Annotated in this window: 8 protein-coding genes; all 8 read right to left on the reverse strand. The window is 70.8% G+C overall.

The genetic code is table 11. From position 1 onward, the window contains the following. Positions 1-24 precede the first annotated feature (24 nt). Positions 25-3078, reverse strand: a complete 3054-nt coding sequence (gene nbtC / locus ACFXK0_RS05410) for a nocobactin polyketide synthase NbtC (protein ID WP_379408576.1) — start codon at positions 3076-3078, stop codon at positions 25-27. Then, positions 3071-4369 carry a polyketide synthase gene (locus ACFXK0_RS05415; RefSeq protein WP_379408577.1) on the reverse strand — a complete coding sequence of 433 codons (1299 nt, stop codon included), beginning with the start codon at positions 4367-4369 and terminating at the stop codon, positions 3071-3073. Before ACFXK0_RS05415 ends, nbtC begins: the two co-directional genes overlap by 8 nt. Then, on the reverse strand, positions 4366-5124 hold the full coding sequence (locus ACFXK0_RS05420; RefSeq protein WP_379408579.1) for a thioesterase II family protein: 759 nt from the start codon (positions 5122-5124) through the stop codon (positions 4366-4368). The genes ACFXK0_RS05415 and ACFXK0_RS05420 overlap by 4 nt, the downstream gene beginning before the upstream one ends. Before the next feature lie 28 nt (positions 5125-5152). Then, complete coding sequence (locus tag ACFXK0_RS05425; protein WP_379408580.1) at positions 5153-11308, reverse strand: amino acid adenylation domain-containing protein; 6156 nt, start codon at positions 11306-11308, stop codon at positions 5153-5155. A gap of 38 nt (positions 11309-11346) precedes the next feature. Beyond that, positions 11347-15210: an amino acid adenylation domain-containing protein gene (locus ACFXK0_RS05430; RefSeq protein WP_379408581.1), complete on the reverse strand. Its 3864-nt coding sequence runs from the start codon at positions 15208-15210 to the stop codon at positions 11347-11349. A gap of 199 nt (positions 15211-15409) precedes the next feature. Continuing rightward, positions 15410-19879: an AMP-binding protein gene (locus tag ACFXK0_RS05435; protein WP_379408582.1), complete on the reverse strand. Its 4470-nt coding sequence runs from the start codon at positions 19877-19879 to the stop codon at positions 15410-15412. Further along, positions 19876-21489, reverse strand: a complete 1614-nt coding sequence (locus ACFXK0_RS05440; RefSeq protein ID WP_379408584.1) for a condensation domain-containing protein — start codon at positions 21487-21489, stop codon at positions 19876-19878. Before ACFXK0_RS05440 ends, ACFXK0_RS05435 begins: the two co-directional genes overlap by 4 nt. Further along, a complete protein-coding gene (locus ACFXK0_RS05445; RefSeq protein ID WP_379408585.1) occupies positions 21486-22478 on the reverse strand; it encodes an ABC transporter substrate-binding protein in 993 nt (330 codons plus the stop codon). The genes ACFXK0_RS05440 and ACFXK0_RS05445 overlap by 4 nt, the downstream gene beginning before the upstream one ends. Positions 22479-22502 lie beyond the last annotated feature (24 nt).

Genomic DNA, 22502 nt, shown 5'->3' on the forward strand with positions numbered 1-22502 from the left:
GAACATACCCGCGCGAGGCCCACGTCACGCCCGCAGCAGACCGACGACATCGTCCAGCGACGCGCCGCCCATGATCGCGGTGACGGGCAGTTCGAGCCGCAGTTCGTTCTCGACCCGTTTGCGCAGGTCGAGCGCCTGTAGTGAGTCGAGCCCGAGGGCGACCAGTGGCACTGCGCCGTCGATCGGCTCGGTCGCGTCCAGTCCCATCACTTCGCGCAGTGCGGCGAGAATGCGGTCGCCGGTATCGACTTCGGCTGCGGGAGCGATGATTTCAGCAGCAGGTTCGGGAGCCACGGTGGCGACGACGGCGACCGGCTCGGGCACCTTCAGGTCGGCGAACAGCGCGCCGAGTCCGAAGACGGTGAACACCTCGGTGATCCGCGGCCAGTCCGCCGCCACCACCAGGACGTTCTCCGCCGCGGTGGTGATGCCCGCCGCGACGGCCCCGGCGGGGTCCATCGGCAGCAGCCCGGTGCCGCTGATCGCGGCGAGCGCGTCGGCCTGGTCCGCGCCGACCTCTCGCCACAGGCCCCACTGCACCGAGGTGGCCGCGATGCCGTCGGCGCGGTACCGCGCGGCGGCGGCGTCGAGCATCCGGTTCACCGCCGAGTAGACCGCGTGACCACGGCCGCCGACGGTGGCCGACAGCGAGGAGCACAGCACCACCCGGCCGTGCGCGCTGCGCGGCAGCAGCGTGACCAGGTGATCGAGGGCCACGATCTTGGGCGCGGCGGCGGCGCGGATGGAGTCGGGGGTGGGAACGGCGGAGGCCGCGTAGTCGACGGCGGCGTGTACCAGCAGGTCGACCGGCCGTTCGGCGAATTCCTCGCCCAGTGCGCGCACCGCGTCCACGTCGGTGACATCGCAGTGCAGGACCCGCACCTCGGTGCCGGCCGAGGCCGCGATCTCGGCGATCCTGGCCTGCGCGTCGGCGGAACCGCCCGAGCGGCTGATCAGCGTGATCCGGCCTGCGCCCGCCCGCGCGAACTCCGCGCAGAAGTCGAGGCCGAGTTTTCCGGTGCCGCCGACGATCACGACCTCGCCGAGCTCGTCGCCCGAGAGCGAAGTCACCACGGATTCCTCAGCGACCAGGCGTTTGCCGTACCAGTTCGATTCGCGGACAGCGAGTTCCGGCTCACCGGCGGTGTGCACCGCGCCCAGCACGAGCTTGGCTGTGGCGGCGGGCTCGCCCGCGTCGGCGGGCAGGTCGAGGTGACGGAAGGCGATGCCGGGGTATTCGGCTGCCAGGCAACGGAATCCGGCCTGCGCGGCGGCGGGGAACAGTCCGGGCAGATCACCGTCGACGACCTGTTCACCACCGGCGGTGACCAGCCAGATGTCCTTGACACCGGCCGTCTCCGGCAGCCAGGACCGCTCGCCGAGGAACCCGGCCAGCTCGGCGACCGCCGTCTCGACCCCGTCGGCGACCGCGGGCAGCAGCACCGCGATGGTGTCGTATACCGTTCCGGCGCTGCTGGTTCCGTGCTCGTGGTCGACAATGGTGGCGCCATGACGCGGTGCGCCTGCGCGCAGCGCGGCGACCAGGTCGGCCTGGGTGCCCGAGGCGTCGACCAGGGCCAGCGAGCGCGGCGGCACCAGGCTGCGGCGCGGCAGCCGCACCCACTGCTCGGTGACGCGCGGGACGGGTTCCGGCTCGTCGTCGACGACCACGGCCGCCTTGCCGGTGTAGTCGTGCGGCGCCCACAGGTGCTTGTCGTTGGTCTGGGTGTTCGGGAAGTCGAACAGCGGTAGCCGGGTGCCGCGCGGTCCGTCGACCAGTAGCCCGTCCCAGTCGAAATCGGTATTGCTCACCGCGATCTGGGCGATGCTGCGGGTGAATTCGGTCAGGTCGGTCGCCGAGCGCCGGGAGGTGCCGGTGACCAGGTAGTCGCGTGGGGGCGCGAGCGTGGCCAGGTTCTCCTGGACGGCCAGCACGAGTGTGGGATGGTCGGCGATCTCGAGCAGGGTGTCGACGCCGGATTCGGCGGCGGCGGCGATGGCCAGGTCGAAACGCACCCGGTTGCGCAGGTTCCAGTACCAGTAGTCGCCGGTGGGCAGGTCCGGGGTGATCGGCTGGCCGAGGGCGCCGCCGAAGCTGGGGATCTCGGTCTCGGCGAAGACCGGGCTGTCGAGCTGACCGACCAGGCTCTCGCACAGTTCCTTGCGGAACTTGCTGACGATGGAGGTGTGCGCCGGATAGGCGACCTTGATCTCCTTGGCGAAAACGCCCATGCCGGTGAGGGTTTCGACGGTCTCGGCGATCATCGCCAGGTCACCGGAGATGGCGAGGATGTGCGCGGAGTTCACCACCGACAGCTCGGCCCAGCCGGAGTTGCGGGCCAGCAGCGCCTCGCACTGGTCGCGGTCGACGCCGAGGACGGCCATCGAGTAGACGCCGGCGATGCCGACATCGCGGGTGATGGTGTCGACCAACTGGGCGCGGATGGTCACCACGCGCACACCGTCGGCCAGCGGCATCACCCCGGAGACGACGGCGGCGGCGATCTCGCCCTGGGAGTGCCCGATGGTGGCGGCCGGGGTGACCCCGACCGAGCGCCACATGGCCGACAGGCCGATCATCTGCATGAACAGCGCGGGCTGCACGATGCGGACGTCGTCGTCGAGGTCGTCGGGGCCCTCGTGCAGCAGGTAGGCCAGCGGCGAGATGTCGTAGAGGTCCTGGAAGACCGCCTCGCACTCGTCGACGGCGGCGCGGAAGGCGGCCGAATGGCGGTAGAGCATCAGGCCCATGCCGGGGCGCTGACTGCCCTGACCCGGGTAGACGTAGCCGATCTTGCGCGGGATCGCGGTGCCGCGCAGCACTTTCGGATGCGAGGTGCCCTCGGCGACGGCACCCAGCGCGGCGAGCAGGTCGGCGCGCTCGGTGACCATGATCAGGGCCCGCTGCTTGCGCGCGGTTCTGGTGCGCAGCAGCATGTCGGCGACCGGGGCCGGACCGAGGTCGGGATGGCGTTCACAGTAGGCCAGGATGGCGGCGGCCTCGCGACGCAGTGAGTCCTCGGTGTCGGAGGACAGCAGCACCGGGATGGTGCCGTCAGGCAGACGATGATCAGGCATGGGTCACCTCTTGGGCGGGCATCGCCACGATGGCGTGCGCATTGGTTCCGGCGACGCCGAAGGAGGACACCGCGCCGTAGCGGACGCCGTCGACGGGCGACCAGTCCTGGAGTTCGTGCGCCAGGCGCAGCGCCGAGGCGTCCCAGTCCACCTTCGTGGTGGGATTGGCGGTGTGTCGGGTGGGCGCGATCTGTCCGTGCAAGCCGCTGAGCAGCACCTTGATCAGGCCGAGCAGGCCCGCGGCGGCTTGGGCGTGACCGAGATTGGATTTCACCGAACCCAGCAGCGCGCTGCCGTCACCGTAAACAGCTTGCAGCGCCGAGAGTTCCAGCGGATCGCCGACCGCGGTTCCGGTTCCGTGCCCTTCGATCATGCCGATCAGTTCGGCCGGAATGTCTGCCGCCGCGACGGTCTTGCGCATGAGCTGTTCTTGCGCGTATGCGCTGGGCACCGCGATCGGGGCGCCCTTGCCGTTGTGATTGACCCGGGTAGCCAGCAGCTCACCGTAGATCCGGTGGCCGAGTTCTAGTGCGCGCGAATGTCGTTCGAGGACGACCACCCCCGCGCCCTCGCCCCAGAGCGTGCCGGTGGCATCGGCGGAGTAGGGCTTGCACTGGCCGTCGTTGGACAGCGCGTTCGCCTTGGAGAACTCGAAGAACCCTGCCGGCGAACCGAGTACGCACACCCCGCCGGCCAGCGCCCACTCGCAGTCGCCCGCGCGGATGGCCGAGGCGCCCAGGTGCAGGGCGGCGATCGAGGACGCGCACGCGGCGTCGATCGTCATCGTCGGGCCGACCAGGCCGAGCCCGTGCGAGATCCGCCCGGAGATGGCGCCGTAGGCACTGCCGGTGGCCCGATACCCGTTGTGCTCGTTGACTTCCGCGCCGTGCGGGCCGTAGTCGGTGTGCGAGGCGCCCATGAAGCAGCCGACCTCGGCGCCGTCGAGACTGCCGGGATGGATGCCCGCGTTCTCCAGCGCGCGCCAGGCCACCCGCATCGCGACCCGCTGCTGCGGGTCCATCGCCACAGCCTCGCGCGGGCTGATGCCGAAGAAGGCTGGATCGAAGTCCGCTGCGCGCGTCAGGAATCCGCCGGAGTCGCGAACCGGGCTCCAGCCGTCCTGGCGGCCCGCGGCGAACATCCGCTCCAGCGGCCAGCCACGGTCGCGCGGGAACGGGCCGAGCAGGTCACGGGATTCGGCGAGGGCGGTCCAGTATCCGCCGAGGGTGTCGACACCGCCGGGTGCCTCCACCGCCATCCCGCTGATGACGATCGGATCGTGCTCGCTCATCGGGTACCCACCGCCAGACCGTCGCTCAGCAGTTCGGCGATGTCGGCGACATGATCGTTGAGGTAGAAGTGGCCGCCGTCGAACATGCTCACCTCTAGTGGATGCTCGGTGTGCTGCTGCCAGGAGTACAGGTCACCGATCGAGACGAACTCGTCGTCGCTGCCACCCAGCGCCAGGATCGGCGCGCCGACCCCGACATCCTTGGCGCAGGTGTAGGCGTCGAAGGCGGCGTAGTCGGCCTTGAGCGCGGGCAGGGCCATGCGCATCAGGTCGCGGTTGCCGAGCACGTCGGCACCGGTGCCCTCCAGGCCAGCCATGTGCTCGAGTAGTTCGTCGTCGGTGGGGTGGTCGGGCATGTCGGCGACCTGCCAGGGCGCGACCGCGCCGGAGACGCCGAGCAGCCGCACCGGCAGTCCGGCGGCCTCGGCCAGCCGGGTGAACTCGAAGGCCACCATGGTGCCCATGCTGTGCCCGAAGACGGTCAGCGGGGCGCCGCTCGCGGCGAACGGGGTGCGCGCGTATTCGTCGAAGGCGCCGCGCGCGAGTTCGGCGATACTGCCCTTGGCCGGTTCGGCGGCCCGGTCCTGCCGGCCGGGGTACTGCAACAGCACCACGTCGAAGTCCTCGGACAGCGTCTTCGAGAAGGGCCGGTAGCTGGACGCGCCGCCGCCCGCGTGCGGGCAGATCACCAGTGGTGGGGCGCCCGCGGTGCGCGGTCGATGGAATTTGCGGAGCCAGCCGGGTGAGCCTGCCATTACCTTTTTCTCCTAGCTAGTGCGGCGGTCACTGCCACATTCGTCGCATCGCCAGCACGGCCGCGTCCTCGTCGTCGAGGACCTCGGTCGCACCGATCCGGTGGTCGATATCGCCCGCGATCGCGCGCAACGTGGTGGTGAACGCGGTTTCGATGATCTCGGCGTCGCCCGCGTCGAAGGAGTCCTCCGCGTAGAACACGACCACCTGCCACGGTTCGCCCGGGAACAGCAGATCCGCGGGGAAGACCATGACCATCAGCGCGTTGTCGGTGGCTCCGCGGCCGGCGAAGTCCACCAGTTCCAGTTCGCGCACGCCGAGCAGGCGTACCAGCTCGTCGCGTCCGGACGGGTAGGACTGGAACACGAACATGCTGTCGAACAGCTTGCGCGCGCCCGTGGCCTTGTTGGCCGAGGTGAGCCGGAACTGGTGGAATTCCAGCAGTTCCATCCGCCGCCGCTGCATCTCGGCGATGGTCTCGCGCCAGCTGCGCGCGGCGTCGAGGCTGATCGCGACGGGCACCGTATTGACGAAACAGCCGATCGCGGTGTCCACGTCGTCCAGGTCGGCGGGGCGGCCGGAGACCACCTCGCCGAACACCGTCGACTCCTCACCGGTGACCCAGCGCAGCACACTGCCCCAGGCCAGCTGGCACAGCGCGCTGAAGGTGGTGCCCAGTTCGGCGGCCCGTTCGGTGAGCGCGTCGGCCAGTGCGGGTTCGATCGGGAACCGGTGCTGCACCGGCACTTCCGAGCCGCCGGTGGCGCGGTCGGGGGCGACCAGGCAGGGGCGCACCTCGGCCAGGTATTCGGTCCAGGCGGCTTCGGTGGCGGTCTCGGTGGCGCGGGTGTGGCGCAGGAATTCGGCGAAAGTGCCTGGGTCGCCGAGGGGTTCGGTGCCGTTGTCGGCGTAGTCGGCGAAGATCTCGCGGGGCAGCAGCTGACCGGACCAGCCGTCGGTGAGGATGTGGTGCGAGGCCAGCACCAGCATGTGCTGGTCCTCGGGCAGGTGGACCACGGTGGCGCGCATGAGCGGGCCGCGGGCCAGGTCGAAGGGCTGGGCCTGGTCGGCGTCGAGGAAGTTCTCGAGCTTCTCGGCGGCGAGGTCGACCTCGTCCACCTGGAAGTCCATCTGTTCGGCCACGATGGCGTAGGGCTGGCCGGAGTGCGCGACCGAGACCGCGATGCGCAGGTTCGGGTAGCGGTTGAACACGGTGTTCAGCGAGCGGGTCAGCCGGTCGACGTCGAGTTCGCCGCGCACGGTGATGGTGGTCTGCACGGTGTAGGCGTCGCGGCCCGCGGTGCTCAGGGCGGTGAAATACAGGCCGGCCTGGAGCGGGGCCAGCGGGTAGACGTCCTCGAAAGTGCCGTACAGGCCGCGCCAGCGGTCCAGGTCGAGCTGTGACACCTCGCTGGCCAGCACGTCGCTGGGGGTCAGGCGCACGGCGGGGTTCTCCCGGACGGTCTTGGCCAGGTCACGCAGGGCGGCGGTCCACAGTGCGGCGAACTCGGTCACCTCGGCCTCGGCGAGTACCCCGGCCGGGTAGCGGAAGGAGGCGCGCAGGGCGGGCTGTTCGCCGGTCTCGACCAAGGCGACGGTGTTGATGTCGAGCACGGCCGGGGCGGGCATGGCCGGGTCGGCGTGGCCGCCGAGGTAGCCGAACTCCGGGGCGGCGTCCCAGGCGGTGGCGTCCTCTGCGCTCGCCAGGGCGAAGCGGCCCATGTAGTTGAAGCTGATCTGCGGTGCGGCAGTGGATTCCAGTTCGGCGCGGGTCCGCGGGTTCAGCCAGCGCAGCAGGCCCCAGGCGATACCGCCGTCCGGGACGGCGAGGACCTGCTCCTTGACCGCCTGCACCGCGCGCACCATGTCCGGCTCGAATTCCTCACGGCCGCCGCTGATGTCGAGTGCCAGCGGGTAGGCGGTGGTGAACCAGCCGACCGTATTGGCCAGGTCGGCGCCGGCGAACAGGTCGTCGACGCGGCCGTGGCGCTCCATGGTGACCGACAGGGTCGCCCCGTCGCGGCCACGATCGCGGCGGAAGCGGTGGGTGGCCACGGCGAGCGCTGCCACCTGGATGTCGAGGAAGTCGCAGCGGAAAGACTGTGCGGCGGTGGTCATCAGGAACTGGGTGTCCTCGGCATCCAGTTCGGCGGTGACCTCGGCGACCGTGGCGACGGTGTCGAGGGCGGGATCGTAGGCGCGGGCGCCGAGCAGTGGGTCGGCGGCTTCGGCCACGGCCTGCCAGGTGGGCAGGGTCGCGGTGATCTCCGGAGACTGGGCGAGGGTGGTGAGATTGGTGTTCCAGGCCTGCACGGAGGTGCCTGTCGCATCGAGATCTGTTGCGCTGTCCCAGTACTGGCGCAGGTCGTCGTGCAGGATGCGCCAGGAGACACCGTCGACGATCAGGTGGTGCGCGACCAGCAGCAGGCGTCCGGCGGAGTTGTCGTCGGCACGCACCCAGACCGCACCGACCATGTGGCCCGCTGCGGGGTCGAAGGATTCGGCGATCTCGCGGAGGTGCTGCTGGAGTAGGTCACCGGCCACAACATCCCAGTCAGATTGCGGAACAGCCACTTCCACGACACCTGGGCCGAACGGCACAAGCTGCGCTCGGTTGTTGGCCTTCGGCACGAAGTAGCCGAGTGTGCCGTCGGGGCCGGGCTCGAGGCGCGCGCGGAGCAAGGGGTGGCGGTCGATCAGGTAGCGGACTGCGGCGGTGACACGGTCGAGGGTGGCGTCGGTGGGGGTGACGACGGCGGTGGCCTGGGCGTAGGCGTTGTAGTCGGTGCCGGTGGTGAGGAGGGTGGCGATGGGCTGGAAGGGGATCCAGCCGGTGCCATCGCCGGATTCGATCAGGGCTGGGCCCGCTGCCGCGTCGAGGGGGGTGGTCGCGGCGGCGATGGCGGCGACGGTGCGGGACTCGAAGAGGGTGCTGGTCGTGATCAGCAGGCCGCGTTTCTTCAAGGCCGAGGCCATGCGGATGGCGCTGATGGAGTCGCCGCCCAGGGCCAGGAAGTCGTCGTCGGCGGCGAGGGTGTTGTCGATGCCGAGCACCTGCCGGATGACCTCGGCCACCGCGGTTTCCGCGTCGCCGCGCAAGGCACGGCCGTTGCCGGATTCACCGCCGAGATCGGGGTGCGGCAGGGCCTTGCGGTCGAGCTTGCCATTGGCGGTGAGCGGTAGTTCCGGCAGCCGGACCAGGGCGGACGGGATCATATAGTCGGGCAGCAGCTGCGACAGCTGGGCACGGATGGTGCCGGTGTGCTCCTCGGCGCTGCCGGTGGCGAAGGGCGAGTCCGGCTCGGCCACGTAGTAGGCGACCAGGACGGCGTCGGCGGCACGCGGCACAGCGATGGCGACCGCCGCGGCGATGCCGGGCACCTGCCGCAGCACGGTGCCCACCTCACCCAGTTCGATGCGGTGGCCACGGATCTTGACCTGGTCGTCGACGCGGCCCAGGTACTCCAGGCTGCCGCTGGGATGCCAGCGCACGATATCGCCGGTGCGGTACATCCGCGCGCCGGGCTCGTCGGCGAACGGGCAGGCCACGAAGGTGCCCGCGCTCAGGCCGGGGCGGCGGTGATAGCCCTGGGCCAGTTGCACGCCGCCGAGGTAGAGCTCGCCGGTGACCCCGGTGGGCACCCGGCGCAACTGCTGGTCGAGCACGTGCACATCGGAGTTCCACTCGGGCAGGCCGATCAGCGCCGAGCGGAAGGCCGACGGGTCGGCCAGCGCGCCGGCGAAGTCCTCGTGGGTGAGGTCCATGGCGGCCTCGGTCGGCCCGTACAGACCGAGCACCGTACCGCCGAAGACCCGGCTCGCCTCCTCGACCAGCGGCGGCGGCACCGCCTCGCCACCGAGGTAGACGAAGCGCATCGACTGCAACCGAGCGGGGTCGGGCCCCGCGTCCAGGAACGCGCGAACCACGCTGGGCACCAACGAGATCTGGGTGATCCGGTGCCGTTCGATAATGGCGGCCAGCGCCTCCACATCAGCCTGCCACCACTCCGGTGCTGGCAACACCGTCGCCGAACCGGTGCACAGCGCGTTGACCAGCTCGAACACCGACACGTCGAAACCGATGGGCGCCTTCTGCAGAATCCGCTCGGGCGAATCCGGCACCGCCTGTCCGAGCGCGGTGGTGGCTTGCGCGGTGCCGCCGAAGCCGAGGAAGTCGCGCATCCACTGCACGTGGTTGGCTACGGCGCGGTGGTTGATCACCACGCCCTTGGGGCGGCCGGTGGTGCCGGAAGTGTAGAGCAGGTAGGCGGCGTCGAGGGGGTGGATCGGGCGGGCGAGTTCGATCGCGGAATCGTCGAAAGTTGCCAGTGCGGTGCGGGTCTCGTCGGCGTGCAGGTCGACGACCGGCACGGGCAGGTCGCCCAGATCGCGATCGCGCTCCCCTGTCACCGCGCGCACCAGCAGGGTGGGTTCGGCGTCGGCGAGCATGAACTCGATGCGGTCGGCGGGGTAGCTCGGGTCCACCGGCACGTAGACCGCACCCGCGCGCAGCACTGCGGCGAAGACCACCGGCAGGTGTTCGCTGCGTTCGGCGAACACTCCGACCCGGTCGCCCGCGCCCACCCCGCGCGCGATCAGCAGGCGCGCCAATCTGTTGACCCGGGAATCGAATTCGGTGTAGTCCAGTTCGATGTCACCGAAGACCACGGCGGTGCGCTCGGGATACGTGCTCGCCGAGTGCCGGATCATGGCGTCGACGGTCTCGCGTTCGATCGCCACCCGGCCACCCCGCGACCAGGTGTCCAGCGCCACGCGGTCGCGGTCGGACAGGGTGAGCAGTTCGGTCAGTGGCCGCTGGGCGGTCGCGCCGGTGAGCACCTGGTCGATGTACTCGTGCAGGCGCACGATCGTCGGCTCGTCGAAAAGGTCGGTGCGGTAGGTGATCTGGACGTCGGTGCGGTCGGCATGCAGGAATGCTTCGACCGCGATCGGGAGCAGCGAGGCGCCGTGGTCGGCCAGCTGCCAGCTGGTGCGGGCGCCGGGCAGCTGGGGTCCGTCGATCTTCTGGTGCAGGAACAGGACCATGGTGTCGAAGAGCCGGGAACCGATATTGCCGGTGGCCTTGTTCACCGTGCGTACTACGGCCTCGGCCGGGAAGTGCTTGTGCCGGAATGCTTCTGTGGTGACTGCGCGTACCTGGTCGACCAGTTCGGCGAAGGTGGCGGCCCGGCCGGTGAGGCGCAGCGGCAGCATATTGCTGAGGTTGCCGATCAGCTGGTCCGTGCCGGACTCTTCGCGATTGGCCACGGTGGTGCCGACGACGATGTCGGACTGGCCGGTGAGCTGGCGCAAGGCCAGGTAGTAGGCGGCCAGGAACACCGAGAACGGAGTGACCCGCAACTCGGTCGACAGCGCGCGCAGGTTGGCGTCGGCGGCGGCGCCGAGCAGCCGGTCCAGGCGCACGCCCGCCTCGGAGACCACGGCGGGCCTGCGGTTGTAGGGCAGGGCCAGTTCGGGGACTTCGCCGTCGAACTGGCCGGCCCAGAACTCTTCGGTGGCACGGTGATCGGCTTCGGCGAAGCGGTCCTGTTCCCACTCGGCGAAGTCGGCGACCTGCAGGGTCAGCGGTTCGACGGTGATCTCGCCGATCAGTGCCTGGCTGTAGCAGCGCTCCACATCGCGCGAGAGCGCGGGCAGGGTCATGCCGTCCCAGGCGATGTGCTGGATGACCAGCACGACGACCACGGTGGTGGCGTCGAGCCGCACGAAGCTCAACCGCAGCGAGGACTCGGCCGACAGGTCGAAGGAATCGTGCGCGGCGGCCGCGACGAGCTCGGCCAGGGCGGTGTCGGCCTCGGGGCGCGGGCGGTCGGAGAAGTCCCGATCGCTGACCCGGGGCGGCAGTTCATCGTGGATGCGCTGGTAGGGATCGCCCTGGTCGTCGGTGTGATAGGTGGTGCGCAGCACTTCGTGGCGACGCGGCAGCGCGAGGAACGCGCGGCGTAGGGCGTCGTGGTCGACATGGCCGGTGAAGGTGAGCGCCAGGCACAGGTTGTAGGCGCTGCTGCCGGGCGAGATCTGCTGGTGCGCCCACACATACCGCTGGCCGAACGACAGCGCCGCGCGCGCCGGATCCCGGCGCCGGGTCACCTGCGGGGTGGTGTCCAGGCCTTCCTGCGCCAGGCGGGCGCGCATGGCGGCTTGCAGGTCTTCCAGCGATCGCATCTCGGTCTAACCAATCTTCTAACGCGCGGGTCGGGTGCTCAGCGGGTGATTACCGGTTCCGGCAGGTCGATCTCGGCCAGTTCGCACAGGATGCGCGCCACCTGGAGCAGGCGGGCGGGCACGGCTTCGGCGGCCAGCAGTTCGTCGCTGATGCGGCGGACGGTGCGGCCGTCGAGCACGGCGGCGACGCCGAAGCTGTCGACGGCGAGCAGGCCGCGGACCTTGGCGGTCAGGGTGGTGGCCAGGATGGAGTTGCCGCCCACATCGAAGAAGTCGGTCTCCACGCCGATCCGCTCGATGTCGAGCACCTGGGCGGCGATGTAGGCCAGCGCCGATTCCAGTTCGTTGGCCGGGGCGACGTACGCGCTCACCAGATCGCCGTCGGCGGCCAGACGTTTGCGGATCGCGGCGCGGTCGAGTTTACCGTTGGCGGTCAACGGGATTCGATCCAGCACTTCGATGGCGTCGGGGATCATGTACGGCGGCAGTGCCGCGTGCAGGCGATCCAGCACCGTCGCCGCAGTGAGCGAGCCGGCGACCGGCGCCGAACCAGCGGTACGCCCCGGAGCGGTCGCCACCCCGGCGGCGGCCTCAGCAGCCGTGCTTGCGGCAGTGGCAGTGGCCTCAGCGGCGGTGGCGGCGGTCGTCTCAGCAGCGGCGGTGGTGACGGTGGCGGCGGTGGCCTCAGCAGCGGTGGTGGCGGCGGTCGCCTCAGCAGCGGTGGTGGTGGTTACGGCGGCGGCGAGGCGGCCGGAATCGGTGATCAGGGCGACGGCTTCGGCGATTTCGGGGAGGGCGGTGAGCGCGGATTCGATCTCGCCGAGTTCTACGCGGTAACCCCGGATCTTGACCTGGTGGTCGGCGCGGCCGAGGAAGTCGACGGTGCCGTCGGGCAGGTAACGGGCCAGGTCACCGGTGCGGTACCAGCGTGTGCCGTCGTGCTCGACGAAACGGTCGGCGGTGCGTTCCGGGTCGCCGCGGTAGCCGTCGGCCACGCTCGCGCCGCCGATCCACAGCTCGCCCAGTACCCAGTCGGGGCAGTCCTCGCCACGCTGATTCACCACGCGCAGTGCGACATTCGCGAGTGGAGTGCCATACGGGACGTTGTCCCATTCGGCGGGGAAGTCGTCGGTGACCTCGCAGACGGTGGAGTGGATGGCGGTCTCGGTGGTGCCGCCGAGGCCGACGAAACGCAGGCCGGGCACCAGCGCGCGCAGCCGCTGCGCGAGCTCGGTACGCACCCGGTCACCGCCGGTGAGGACCAGCCGGACGGTGCGCAGCTGCTCGGCGGTGCCCAGCTCGAGCAGCATGGTGATCAGGCCGGGGGCGGCGTTCACCACGGTCACCCCGGTTTCGGCGATGAGCTCGGCCCACGCCTGCGCGTCCCGCTCGGTCTCGCTGTCCACACAGACCAGCGCGCCGCCCCGGGCCAGCGGGGCGAAGATGTCGTAGACCGACAGGTCGAAGCCCAGCGCCGACAGGCCGATGAACCGATCCTGCTCGCCGACCCCGAACCGGGTGTCGATGGCATCGATGGTGTTGGCGGCGGCCCGATGACTCACCTCGACACCCTTGGGCTCACCGGTGGAGCCGGAGGTGAACAGCACGTAGGCGAGGTCGTCGGGATTGCCGACGACGGGCGCGTCCAGCCCGGGTCCGGCTAGTGCGTCGCCCAGTGCGACGACGCGGACATCGGCCGGAATGTCGCTCGTATCCATCTGTGTCTCAACGGTTTCCGAGTTCCACCGCGCGGGCTCGGCACCGACCGGTGCGGACCCGGACCGGGCCGGTGCGGACCCGGAGCCCGGCGGCACGGAGCCGAAATCGACACGGGCAGGCACGGACCCCGCCGCTGCGCCGACCGACGCGACACCTTGTTCACCGGCGGCCGCGGCTGCCGATTCGGCAGCAGGGTTACCAGCGGCTCCGGTCGGCTGGGCGAGTCCGGGCAGGTTGTCGACCAGCGCGACGCGCACATTTCCGCGAGCGAGGATGCGGTCGCGGCGGGCGGGCGGCTGATCGGTGGCGATGGGCAGGTAGGTCGCCCCGGCGGCGAGGACGCCGAGGACGGCGGGGATCTGGCGGTGGCCCTTGCCGACGATCACCGCGACGGTGTCGCCGGGACGCACTCCGGCTTCGGCGAGGGCGCCGGCGACCGAGAGTGCCTGGGCGGCCAGCTCGCCGTAGGTGGCGGAACCGCCGTCGCGCCAGCGCAGGGCGATGCGCTCGGGATCCTGGGCGGCGCGATCGAAGAAGTCGGCGTGCAAAGTGCGCGCACCCAGGTCGGCAGCGGTGTTGTTGGCCTCGGCGCGCACGGCACGCTGCGCCGCGGGCAGATCGATGGTGAGGTCGGCGGTCCAGTCGGCGCCGGGTGCGACCAGGCTGTCGACGATGCGGCGGAACTCGGCGAACATCGCCTCGGCCACGCCGGCGGGCAGCGCGTCGCGGCGGATGTCCCAGTTGACCAGCAGGCCACCGTTGAGCTCGGCGACCTGGGCGTCGATATCGACCTGCGGGCCCTGCGAGATGATCCACACCGGCTCACCGAACACCTCGGTCACCCGCTCGGAGAACAGTTCGCCGAGGTCGAGACCGGAGGTGAACACCACCGAGGGCGTCACCGGGCCGCCGCGCAGTTTGCCGAGGTCACGCAGCACATCGAGGCCCTCGTAGCCGGAATGCTCGGCGCAGGTGTGCAGTTCGCGCTGGAGCCGCTTGGCGCGGGCGACGGTGGATTCGCGCGCGCTCGCGTCGACCTCGACCAGCACCGAGTTGGTGAAGTCGCCGACCACCTGGTCGATGTCGTCGTGCAGCTGCTCGCGGGCGAACAGCGGGAGGTTGAGCAGGAAACGCTGCTGGGCCGACCAGCGGGCCAGCGCCTCACCGAAGACGGTGGCCAGCGCGACGGCCGGGGTGACGCCGTTGCCGTGCGCGTTGCGGTGCAGCGCGGCCTTGGTGCCGGCGTCGAACCAGTGGTGCAGGCGGATGCTGCGGGCGGCGTCGGCGCGCTCGTTCTCGGGCACGACCGGCAGCGACGGGATGTCGGGCAGGGTGGTGATCCGGTCGGCCCACCAGGCCGCGTCGGCGCTGTTGTCCGGCGCGCTCGCGGATTTGGTGGCCAGGTACTGGCGGAAGGTGATGCCGAGGGCGGGCAGGGTGTCGCCGCCGTCGGCCGCGTAGAGGGCGGCGAGGTCGTCGAGGATGCGGCGGTAGCTCTGGGCGTCGGCGGCGACCATGTCGACGTCGAGGTGCAGCCGGTGCCTGCCGTCGGCCAGGGTGCTCACCGCGATGTCGACGACCTGTCCGGCGCCGACGTCCATGCGCTGGTGGCTCTTGTCCTGGCGGATGCGCTCGAGTTCGGCGTCGGCGTCGGCATGGCCGCTCAGGTCGGCGCTCGCGAACACCGGGACCAGCGGCTGGGGCAGGATGCGCTGGGTGCCGCTGTCCAGGAACTGGGCGCGCAGCATGTCGTGGCGGCGCAGCAGCGCGTCGACCGCGCGACGCAGCCGCTCGGGCTCGAGCCCCGCACCGTCGAATTCGACGTAGAGGTGCGCGGCGACGCCACCGAGTGCCTGGCCCTGACGGCGCCCGACCCAGTAGGCGTGCTGCATGGTCGCCAGCTCGAACTCCTCGCCTGCCACGTCCGGGGCGACGGTCACCGGCGCGGGCTCAGCCGACCCACCGGCCGCGGTGAGCAACTCGACCCAGGCGTTGATGGTCGGCCGCAGGGCGAGACTGGAACTGCGCAGGTCATAGCCCTGCTTGCGCCACTTGGCCGACAGGTGCATGAGCTTCATGGAGTGCATGCCGAGGCCGACCAGATCGTCGTCGAAGCCGATGCTTTCGGGCGCGACGCCGAGATCAGCCGCCACGAGCTCGCGAACTTCCGCCTTGCCGAACATCAGACTCCTCATCAACCAGATCTGCCCCCGGGGAGACACAAGGCAAGCCTTGCCTAACCTTCCTGGCATCGTAACCCATACGGGTCTATCGATCTGAACAATGTGGTTTGCCTAACCTATGTGACCACCCCGGTATCCACTCCAGAACACCGACGGCCGACAGCACGGTGGATCACCGCGCTGCCGGCCGGGTGGCGGGTCAGGCCGAGTAAGCCACGACCACGGCATGCCAGCGCTGGATGTGGGCTGACAGCTCGTCGGGGGTGAGAACCGCTGTGTTGCCGTCGAACTGGGCGACCAGGACCGGGCGGCCGTCGCGGGCGACGACAGCGGTGGTGAGGTCGACGGTGAAGCGCAGCGGGAGGGCGGGGTCGACCGCGACGCCGAACTCCGCGGTGAAATCGGCCAGCGGGACCGGCGACCACGGGCCGGTGCCGAAGTGCAGCACGTCGAAGCGGCCGAGGTGGTTCAGGCGCAGCTGGGCGCGGACGGTGCGGTCGCGCTCCCCCAGCTCCGGCTTGCCGGCCGCCGGGGTCCAGTGGGCGGCGAGGTCACCGGGTACGGCCAGGGTCTCCTCGACGGTGAACCAGCCGACCCGGCGCGAGTCGTCCTCGGCGGGGCGGCCGTGCGATTCGCGGGTGAGGGCGATGGCGCCGGTGTCGTCGGCGGTGTCGGTGAACGCCGCCGCGCACGCCACCAGCATCGCCTCGTCCAGGCTCACCTCGTGCGCGGCGCAGGCGGCGAGCAGGCGCTCGGTGTCGTCCGGGCTCAGCTCGACCACCTGTTGCGCGGCCTGCGCGGCCCGGTCCCGGGCGGGATCGGTGTAGCGGGCGCCGAGCAGGCCACCGCGAATCCGCGGCGCCGTCGCGGTCGTCGAATCCGCTTCGGCGACAGTGCCTTCGGCGGCGATCTCGCGATCCTGTTCCAGATTGCGCAGGTCGTCGGCGAGGATCAGCCAGGAGACCACGTCCACCGCGAGATGGTGGATCGAGAGCAGCAACCTGCCGTCGAGTACGGTGGCCGCGATCATCCGACCGGCATCGGGGTCGAGCCGGTGCACGGTCTGCTCCAGCGCCGCGGCGGAAGTGAGTGATTCGTCCGCGAGCACCGTGAGTTCCGCTGCACTGGAAGACTCTTCGACCACCAGTACCGCACCGGACTCGTCATGACGCAGACGCGAGCGTAGCGTCGGATGGGCCACGGCCAGCGCGTCGAGACGGGCGACGACCTCGGCGACACCCGCGCCCTCGGGCAAGGTGAGCACCTGGCTCTGCGCCAGATACCGGTAGTCGCCATTGGCGATGATCTCGTTTGCCAGCTCGGTCAGCGGCAGCACGGTGCCCGCCGCGGTGACCTCGGTGGCCGTGATTCCGGTCGCGCCGCTGTCGATCCGCTCGGCAAGTTCCCGCAGATCAGCCGCCGCGAGAACATCTTTCGCGGCCACGCTGTAGCCCGCGCCGCGCAGTCGCGAGACCAGGTCGATCACGCCGATGCTGTCGATGCCCAGGTCGACGAGGCTGTCGAGAATGCCGATGCGCGCACCGGTTCCGTCGCGCATGGCCGTGATCAGTTCCAGCAGTGCGCGTTCGGTGGCGGTGGCCGGTTCGGCTTCCGGGCCGAGGGTCACCGGTGCGGTGAGCAGGGCGGTGGCGGCGTGGATGTCGAGTTTGTCGTTGCGGTTCAGCGGCAGCTGCTCGACGTGCACGATCCGGCTCGGCACCAGGAACTGCGGCAGGCTGCGCGCGGCGGCCGCCCGGATCTGCGGTGACGTGCGGTCGGCGACCACCAGCGCGCCCAGCCGGGTGCGCCCGTTGTCGGTGAACGCCAGGGCGGCGGCGTGCTGCACGCCCTCGATCTCGCGCAGCACCACCGTCGCCTCGTCCGGTTCGACGCGATACCCGTTGATCTTGACCTGGCTGTCGATGCGGCCCTCGTAGATCACGGTGCCGTCGGTGGCGCGGCGCACCAGATCGCCGGTGCGGTACCGGCGCCCGGCCGCGCCGGCGACGAAGGCCGCCGCCGTGGTGGCCGGTCGGCCCAGATAGCCGAGGGCCAGCTGCCCGCCGGACAGATACAGTTCGCCCTGCCCGCCGGGCGGCACCGGCCGCAGCCGATGGTCGAGCACCTCGGCGGTCATGCCGTCGAAGGTCCGGCCGATGGTCGGGGCGAGATGGTCGTGCACATCGGCCATCAGCGCCTCGACCGTGGTCTCGGTGGGGCCGTAGAAGTTGATCACCCGGGTGGTCGGCAGGCCCTGCAACCGCTGCCAGGTGTCCTGGCTGATGGCCTCGCCGCCGAGGGCGAGCACGGTCAACGGGCAGTGTTCGCGTCCGTCGCGGGTCTCGAACAGGCCAGCCTCGATGAGCCGGGCGAGCATGGACGGGGAGGTGTCGAAGATGTCGATGCCTTCGGTGCGGATCGCGGCGACGATCCCGTCGGCATCGGTGCGCACCTTGTCCCCGAGCAGCACCACCGCGTGCCCGCTGAGCAGCGCGACGGTCGGCTGCCAGGCGGCGTCGAACCCGGTCGACCAGCCGTGCCCGATCCGCAACTGCCGCCCGGCCCGCGCGGCGGCGGGTGCGAAGATCCGGTGCTCGTGATTGGACCAGTGATTCAGCAGCGCGCCGTGCGGGACGACGACACCCTTCGGGCGGCCGGTGGTGCCGGAGGTGAAGATGACATAGAAGGGGGTGCGCTCATCCGGAACACGGTGCGCGCCTGATGCTTCCGCGCGTGCCGGATCGAGGCCTGCGCCGGCGGCGTTACTGTCCGGTGTCTCGTCTACCGGAGCCGCATCCCCCGCACCGGCTCGGGTTCCGGCCGCACCGAAGGCGACCGTGTCCATCACGCCGGCCGACTGTCCAGCGGCGCGGGCCTCGCTCACCTCGACCTCGTTGTCCAGCATCGCGGCATGAGCTACCGCGTCGTCCACCCGACGGACGGCACCGGCGTTGTCCGGCAACAGGTGCGCGAATTCCCGCCCCTCCGAACGCACGTCGGCCAGCAGTCCGGCCAGCGATTCGTCGGCGAGGACGATACGCACGCCCGCCGTCTCGAACATGTAGGCGAGCCGGTCCGCCGGAGTGGCCGGGTCGACATGTACGCACAGGCCACCGGCTTCGGCAATGGCGAAGGGGGCGTGCAGGACTCGGCGGTCGCGGGGCAGGACCACGGCGACAGCGGTGCCGGTGGTGACACCGTGCGCGCGCAGGCCGGCGGCCAGTGTGGTGACGGCACTGCCGAATTCGGTGAAGGTGTGCGCGCCGATCTCGTCCACGACGGCGACACGTGGACCGGCGGTCTCGGCGGCGGCGAGTAGCGCTTGGGGCACGTTCGTGAACGGCACCGGGTGCGCGGGAGCGACTGCGAGAGAAGCGGGTTCGTCATCGAGCAGGACCGGGACCGTGCAGCCCCGGTCGGCGTCGACGATGCTGCGCACGACCGCGAGCAGGCGCCGGGCGAGGCGGTCGGGCTCGAAGCGGGCGACCAGGTCGGGGCGGATCTCCACGCGGGTGATCAGCTGGTTGTCCTCGACCACGGGGACGACCGCGATCGGGTAGTGGCTGGGCGAGTCGATGCGGCGCGGGGCCAGGGTGGCGCCGTCGGCCAGCGGCATCCGGGCGGTGATCGATCCCATCGGGGTGTTCTCGAAGACCAGCAGGGTGTCGAAGAGCTGGCCGACGCCGGCCTGCTTGGTGATCTCGGCAATGCCGAGGTACTCGTGGGCGCGCAGGGCGGCGACGTCGCGTTGCAGTTCGGCGCCGAGCGCCGCGGGGGTGCGGTCGTCCATGCGGACGCGCACCGGAATGGTGGTGACCAGCGCGCCGACCAGGCGATCCGCATTCGGCAGCGAGGCGTCGCGCCCGGAGGTGGTCTGACCGAACACCACGTCGTCGCGGCCGGTGAGGCTGGACAGCACACGCGCCCAAGCCATTTGGAGCACGGTGTTGAGGGTCAGGCCGTTGGCCCTGGCCCAGCGGGTGACCGTCTCGGTCTCGGCCTGCGAGAAGCGCGCCTCGCCGAGCACGGGGATATCGGCCGGCGCGGGTCCGGCGATCATCGGCATCGGGGCCAGATCCGCGAGCGCGGTCGTCCAGGCCGCGATGGAGGCGGCCGTGTCACGTGACGCCAGCCATGCGGCATGCTCGCGCAGCGGCGGGGCGGGTGGCAGGGCCGCGCCTTCGCCGCGATGCAGTGCCAGCAGATCGGCGAACAACAGCGGGATCGACCAGCCGTCGACCACGATGTGGTGCGCGGTGCAGATCAAGTCGTAGTCCTGCTCGCCGACGCGCGCGGCGGTGACCCGGAACAGCGGTCCGTTGTCCAGATCGATCCGGATCCGGCCCTCGTCCCAGTAGCGCTGCCGGGCGGCGGCTTCGGGAACGGCGGCGCCGCGCAGATCCACCTCGGTCCAGCCGATGCGCCCGGCGGTGGTGGTGAGCAGCACCGGATGCGGCAGGCCGTCGGTGACCACCGAGCCGCCCAGGTGCGGATACCGTTGCAGCACTTGGTCGAAGGCCTTGCGCAGCGTCGACAGATCGGCCAGCCCCTCGACCCGCACGGCGAAGGTCACCAGGTACGGATCGACCTCGCCGGAGGTGGTGCTGACCGAGTAGAGCCCGCGCTGCAACGGCGACAGCGCGACGACGTCGAGGATCTGCGCACTCACTGCCCGAGCTTCTTTCCCAGCGCCGCGAGCATGGCCGGATCGAGCCCCGAGGCACTCAGCGGCGCGACCTCGGCGGGCGCCGGGGCGGGCGCGGGTGCGGGCTGGGCGGCCGTCTCGTCGATCAGCGCGGCCAACTCGTGGATGGCGGGCGAGCCGAAGACCTGCTGCACATCGAAGGTGTAGCCGTCCTCGGCCAGGTCGGTGACCAGGCGCAGGGCCGCGATGGAGTCACCGCCGAGGGAGAAGAAGGTGTCCTCGCGGCCGATCTCGTCGTCTTCGTCGAATTCCAGGACGCGCCGGATCGCCTCGATCACCGCGCGCTCGGTATCGGTCCGGCCTGGCCCGCCCTGACCGGGCAGGCCGAAGTCGAATTGCGGTGCGGGCGCGGCGAACAGCGTCAGCGCGCACGCCTCGTCGGCACCCGCGGCCCAGGCATGGCAGCGGCGCTCCAGGTGCGTGGTCAACGCGTCGAGCGCGGGCAGCGCGCCCTGCACTGTCACCACGACGCCATCGTCGTCACCGGCGACATCAACGACCAGGTCGACGCCGTGCGGCTGGGCGAAGGTGCGCTCGAGTTCCCGCACAGCGCAGCCACGCAAGTGCGCGGTCCGCGCCGCGGCCCTGACCCCGACCAGCACCTGGAACAGGCCACCGGAGGCGCCGTTGAGCTGATGGGTCAGCCGTTCGACCCGGGTGCTCGCGTGCGTGCGCGCGGTCGCGACGAGTCCGGCGGCCGCGGCGACCTGATCGCGCGGCGCCGCCACGGAACTCGTATCGAGCCGCAGCACAAGGTGATTGGCGAACGGGCCGATGGTCTCCGCGGCACCGTCGGCGTCGCGGCCCGGTTCGACAATGCCGATCGCCGGATCGCTGCCCAGGCCCGCCTCGCTCAGCGACCGGGCGAGCAGGACGGCGAAGGCCGCCGCACGGTCGTGTCCGGCGGTGAAATCGGCCAGGACTTCCGGCTCCACGCGGAACCGGCGCACCGGCGTATCGATCGGCGCGCCCGCTACGAGCTCGGCCCGCTCCGGCAGCCCGGCCAGCCGCTCGAGCCAGTAGCTCAGCGACGGGTCGTCGGCGGGCGTGGTGGTCAGGCTCTTGAGCTGACGCGCGACGAAACCGGCGAACTGCGCCGGTGCCGGGGCGAGGGCACCGGTGTCGTAGGCCGTGCACAGCGCCGCGACCAGCAGATCGAGGGCGAGGTCGTCGGCGGCGACCGGGTGCACGGTCAGCGCGAGGACCGAACGATCCGCCAGGACGAACCGGCGGATCCGCACCGGGATCTGCTCGACCAGGTCGAAGCGGTGCGCGGCGTCGGCGCGCAGGGCACCGGCCAGGTCGGCTTCGCCGAGCGACACGGTCGCCACGACCGTCTCGGGCACCTCGACGACCCGCTGATACGGCACGCGCCGATCCGCGGGGAAGACCGTGCGCAACGCGGTGTGCGCGTCGAGCACCCCGGCCGCCGCGCGCTCGAGCGCCTCGGCGTCGACCTCGCCGACGAGCTCGAGCGCGAGAAACAGATTGCTCGCGGGGGTGTCCCGCAGCCGCTCGGGCAGCAGGGCGGCCTGCTGCGCGGGCGAGAGCGGAACGGGGCGCGCGGTACTCATCGCCCGACCGCCGCGAAGGTCGGGTCCAGGGTCTCGAGCAGGAACGGGATCGACAGCGGGGTGGGGGTGTTGATCGCGCTGATGGTCTTGGTGTCGACGAAGGCGATGCCGCCCGAACGCACCGCGGGCAGCTCGTTGTAGCCGGGCAGTTCCTTGAACTTGGCTTCGAACTGCGGCATCGCACCGCAGATCAGCGCATCGGAGGTCAGCTCGTTGAGCCGCTCCGGGGACAGCGCGAGCCGTCCACCGGTGTTGGCCTGGGCGCTGATATTGGCCGGGATGCTCATGCCGAGCCGGGTGAACATCTCCGCGGAACCGTCGTTGGGGTCGGCCAGCACCATCAGCTGGGCCGGACCGGTCAGCATGCAGGTGAGGAAGGTCTTGCCCTTCAGGTTCGGGTACTTCTGGGCGACCGCGTCGATCTTCGCGTTGACGCCGGCGATCACCTCGGTCGCCTTGTCCTCGCGGTGCAGCACCTTGCCGAGGGTGGTGAGCTGGTCGGACCACTTGTCGACCTGGGCGTTCGCGGTCACCGCGCCGATGGTCGGGGCGAGCTGCGAGAGCTTCTCGTACATCGGCTGGTCGACCAGGAAGCTGGGCACCAGGATCAGATCGGGTTCCATCGTGGCGATCTGCTCGGCCATGTCGCCGCCCATCTTCAGGACGGTGGCCTGCTCCAGTTCCGGCGGGGTCCACGGCAGCTGGGACTTGCCGCCCATGGCGACGCTGTCGGCGTAGGCGACCGGGGTCACGCCCATGGCCTGGGTGGCGTCGAGCCACTGGCTGCCCAGGGTGACGATCCGTTCGGGCGTGCCGGAGACGGTGGTCTCACCGAAGTTGTGCGTGATCGTCACACCGGCGCCCGTCTCGGTGTCCTCGCCGGAACCACAGGCGACCAGGCCGGAGACCAGCCCGAGTACCAGCAGCACCAGGCCCGCACGACCGGCGGCACGCCTGCGCGGCGCCTCGTTGTTTCGCCGCAGTGTCATCGACAAGCTCCTTGTATTCTCGGC

Origin of the sequence: Nocardia sp. NPDC059177, from assembly GCF_042755165.1 — a bacterium.
Classification (GTDB): domain Bacteria; phylum Actinomycetota; class Actinomycetes; order Mycobacteriales; family Mycobacteriaceae; genus Nocardia.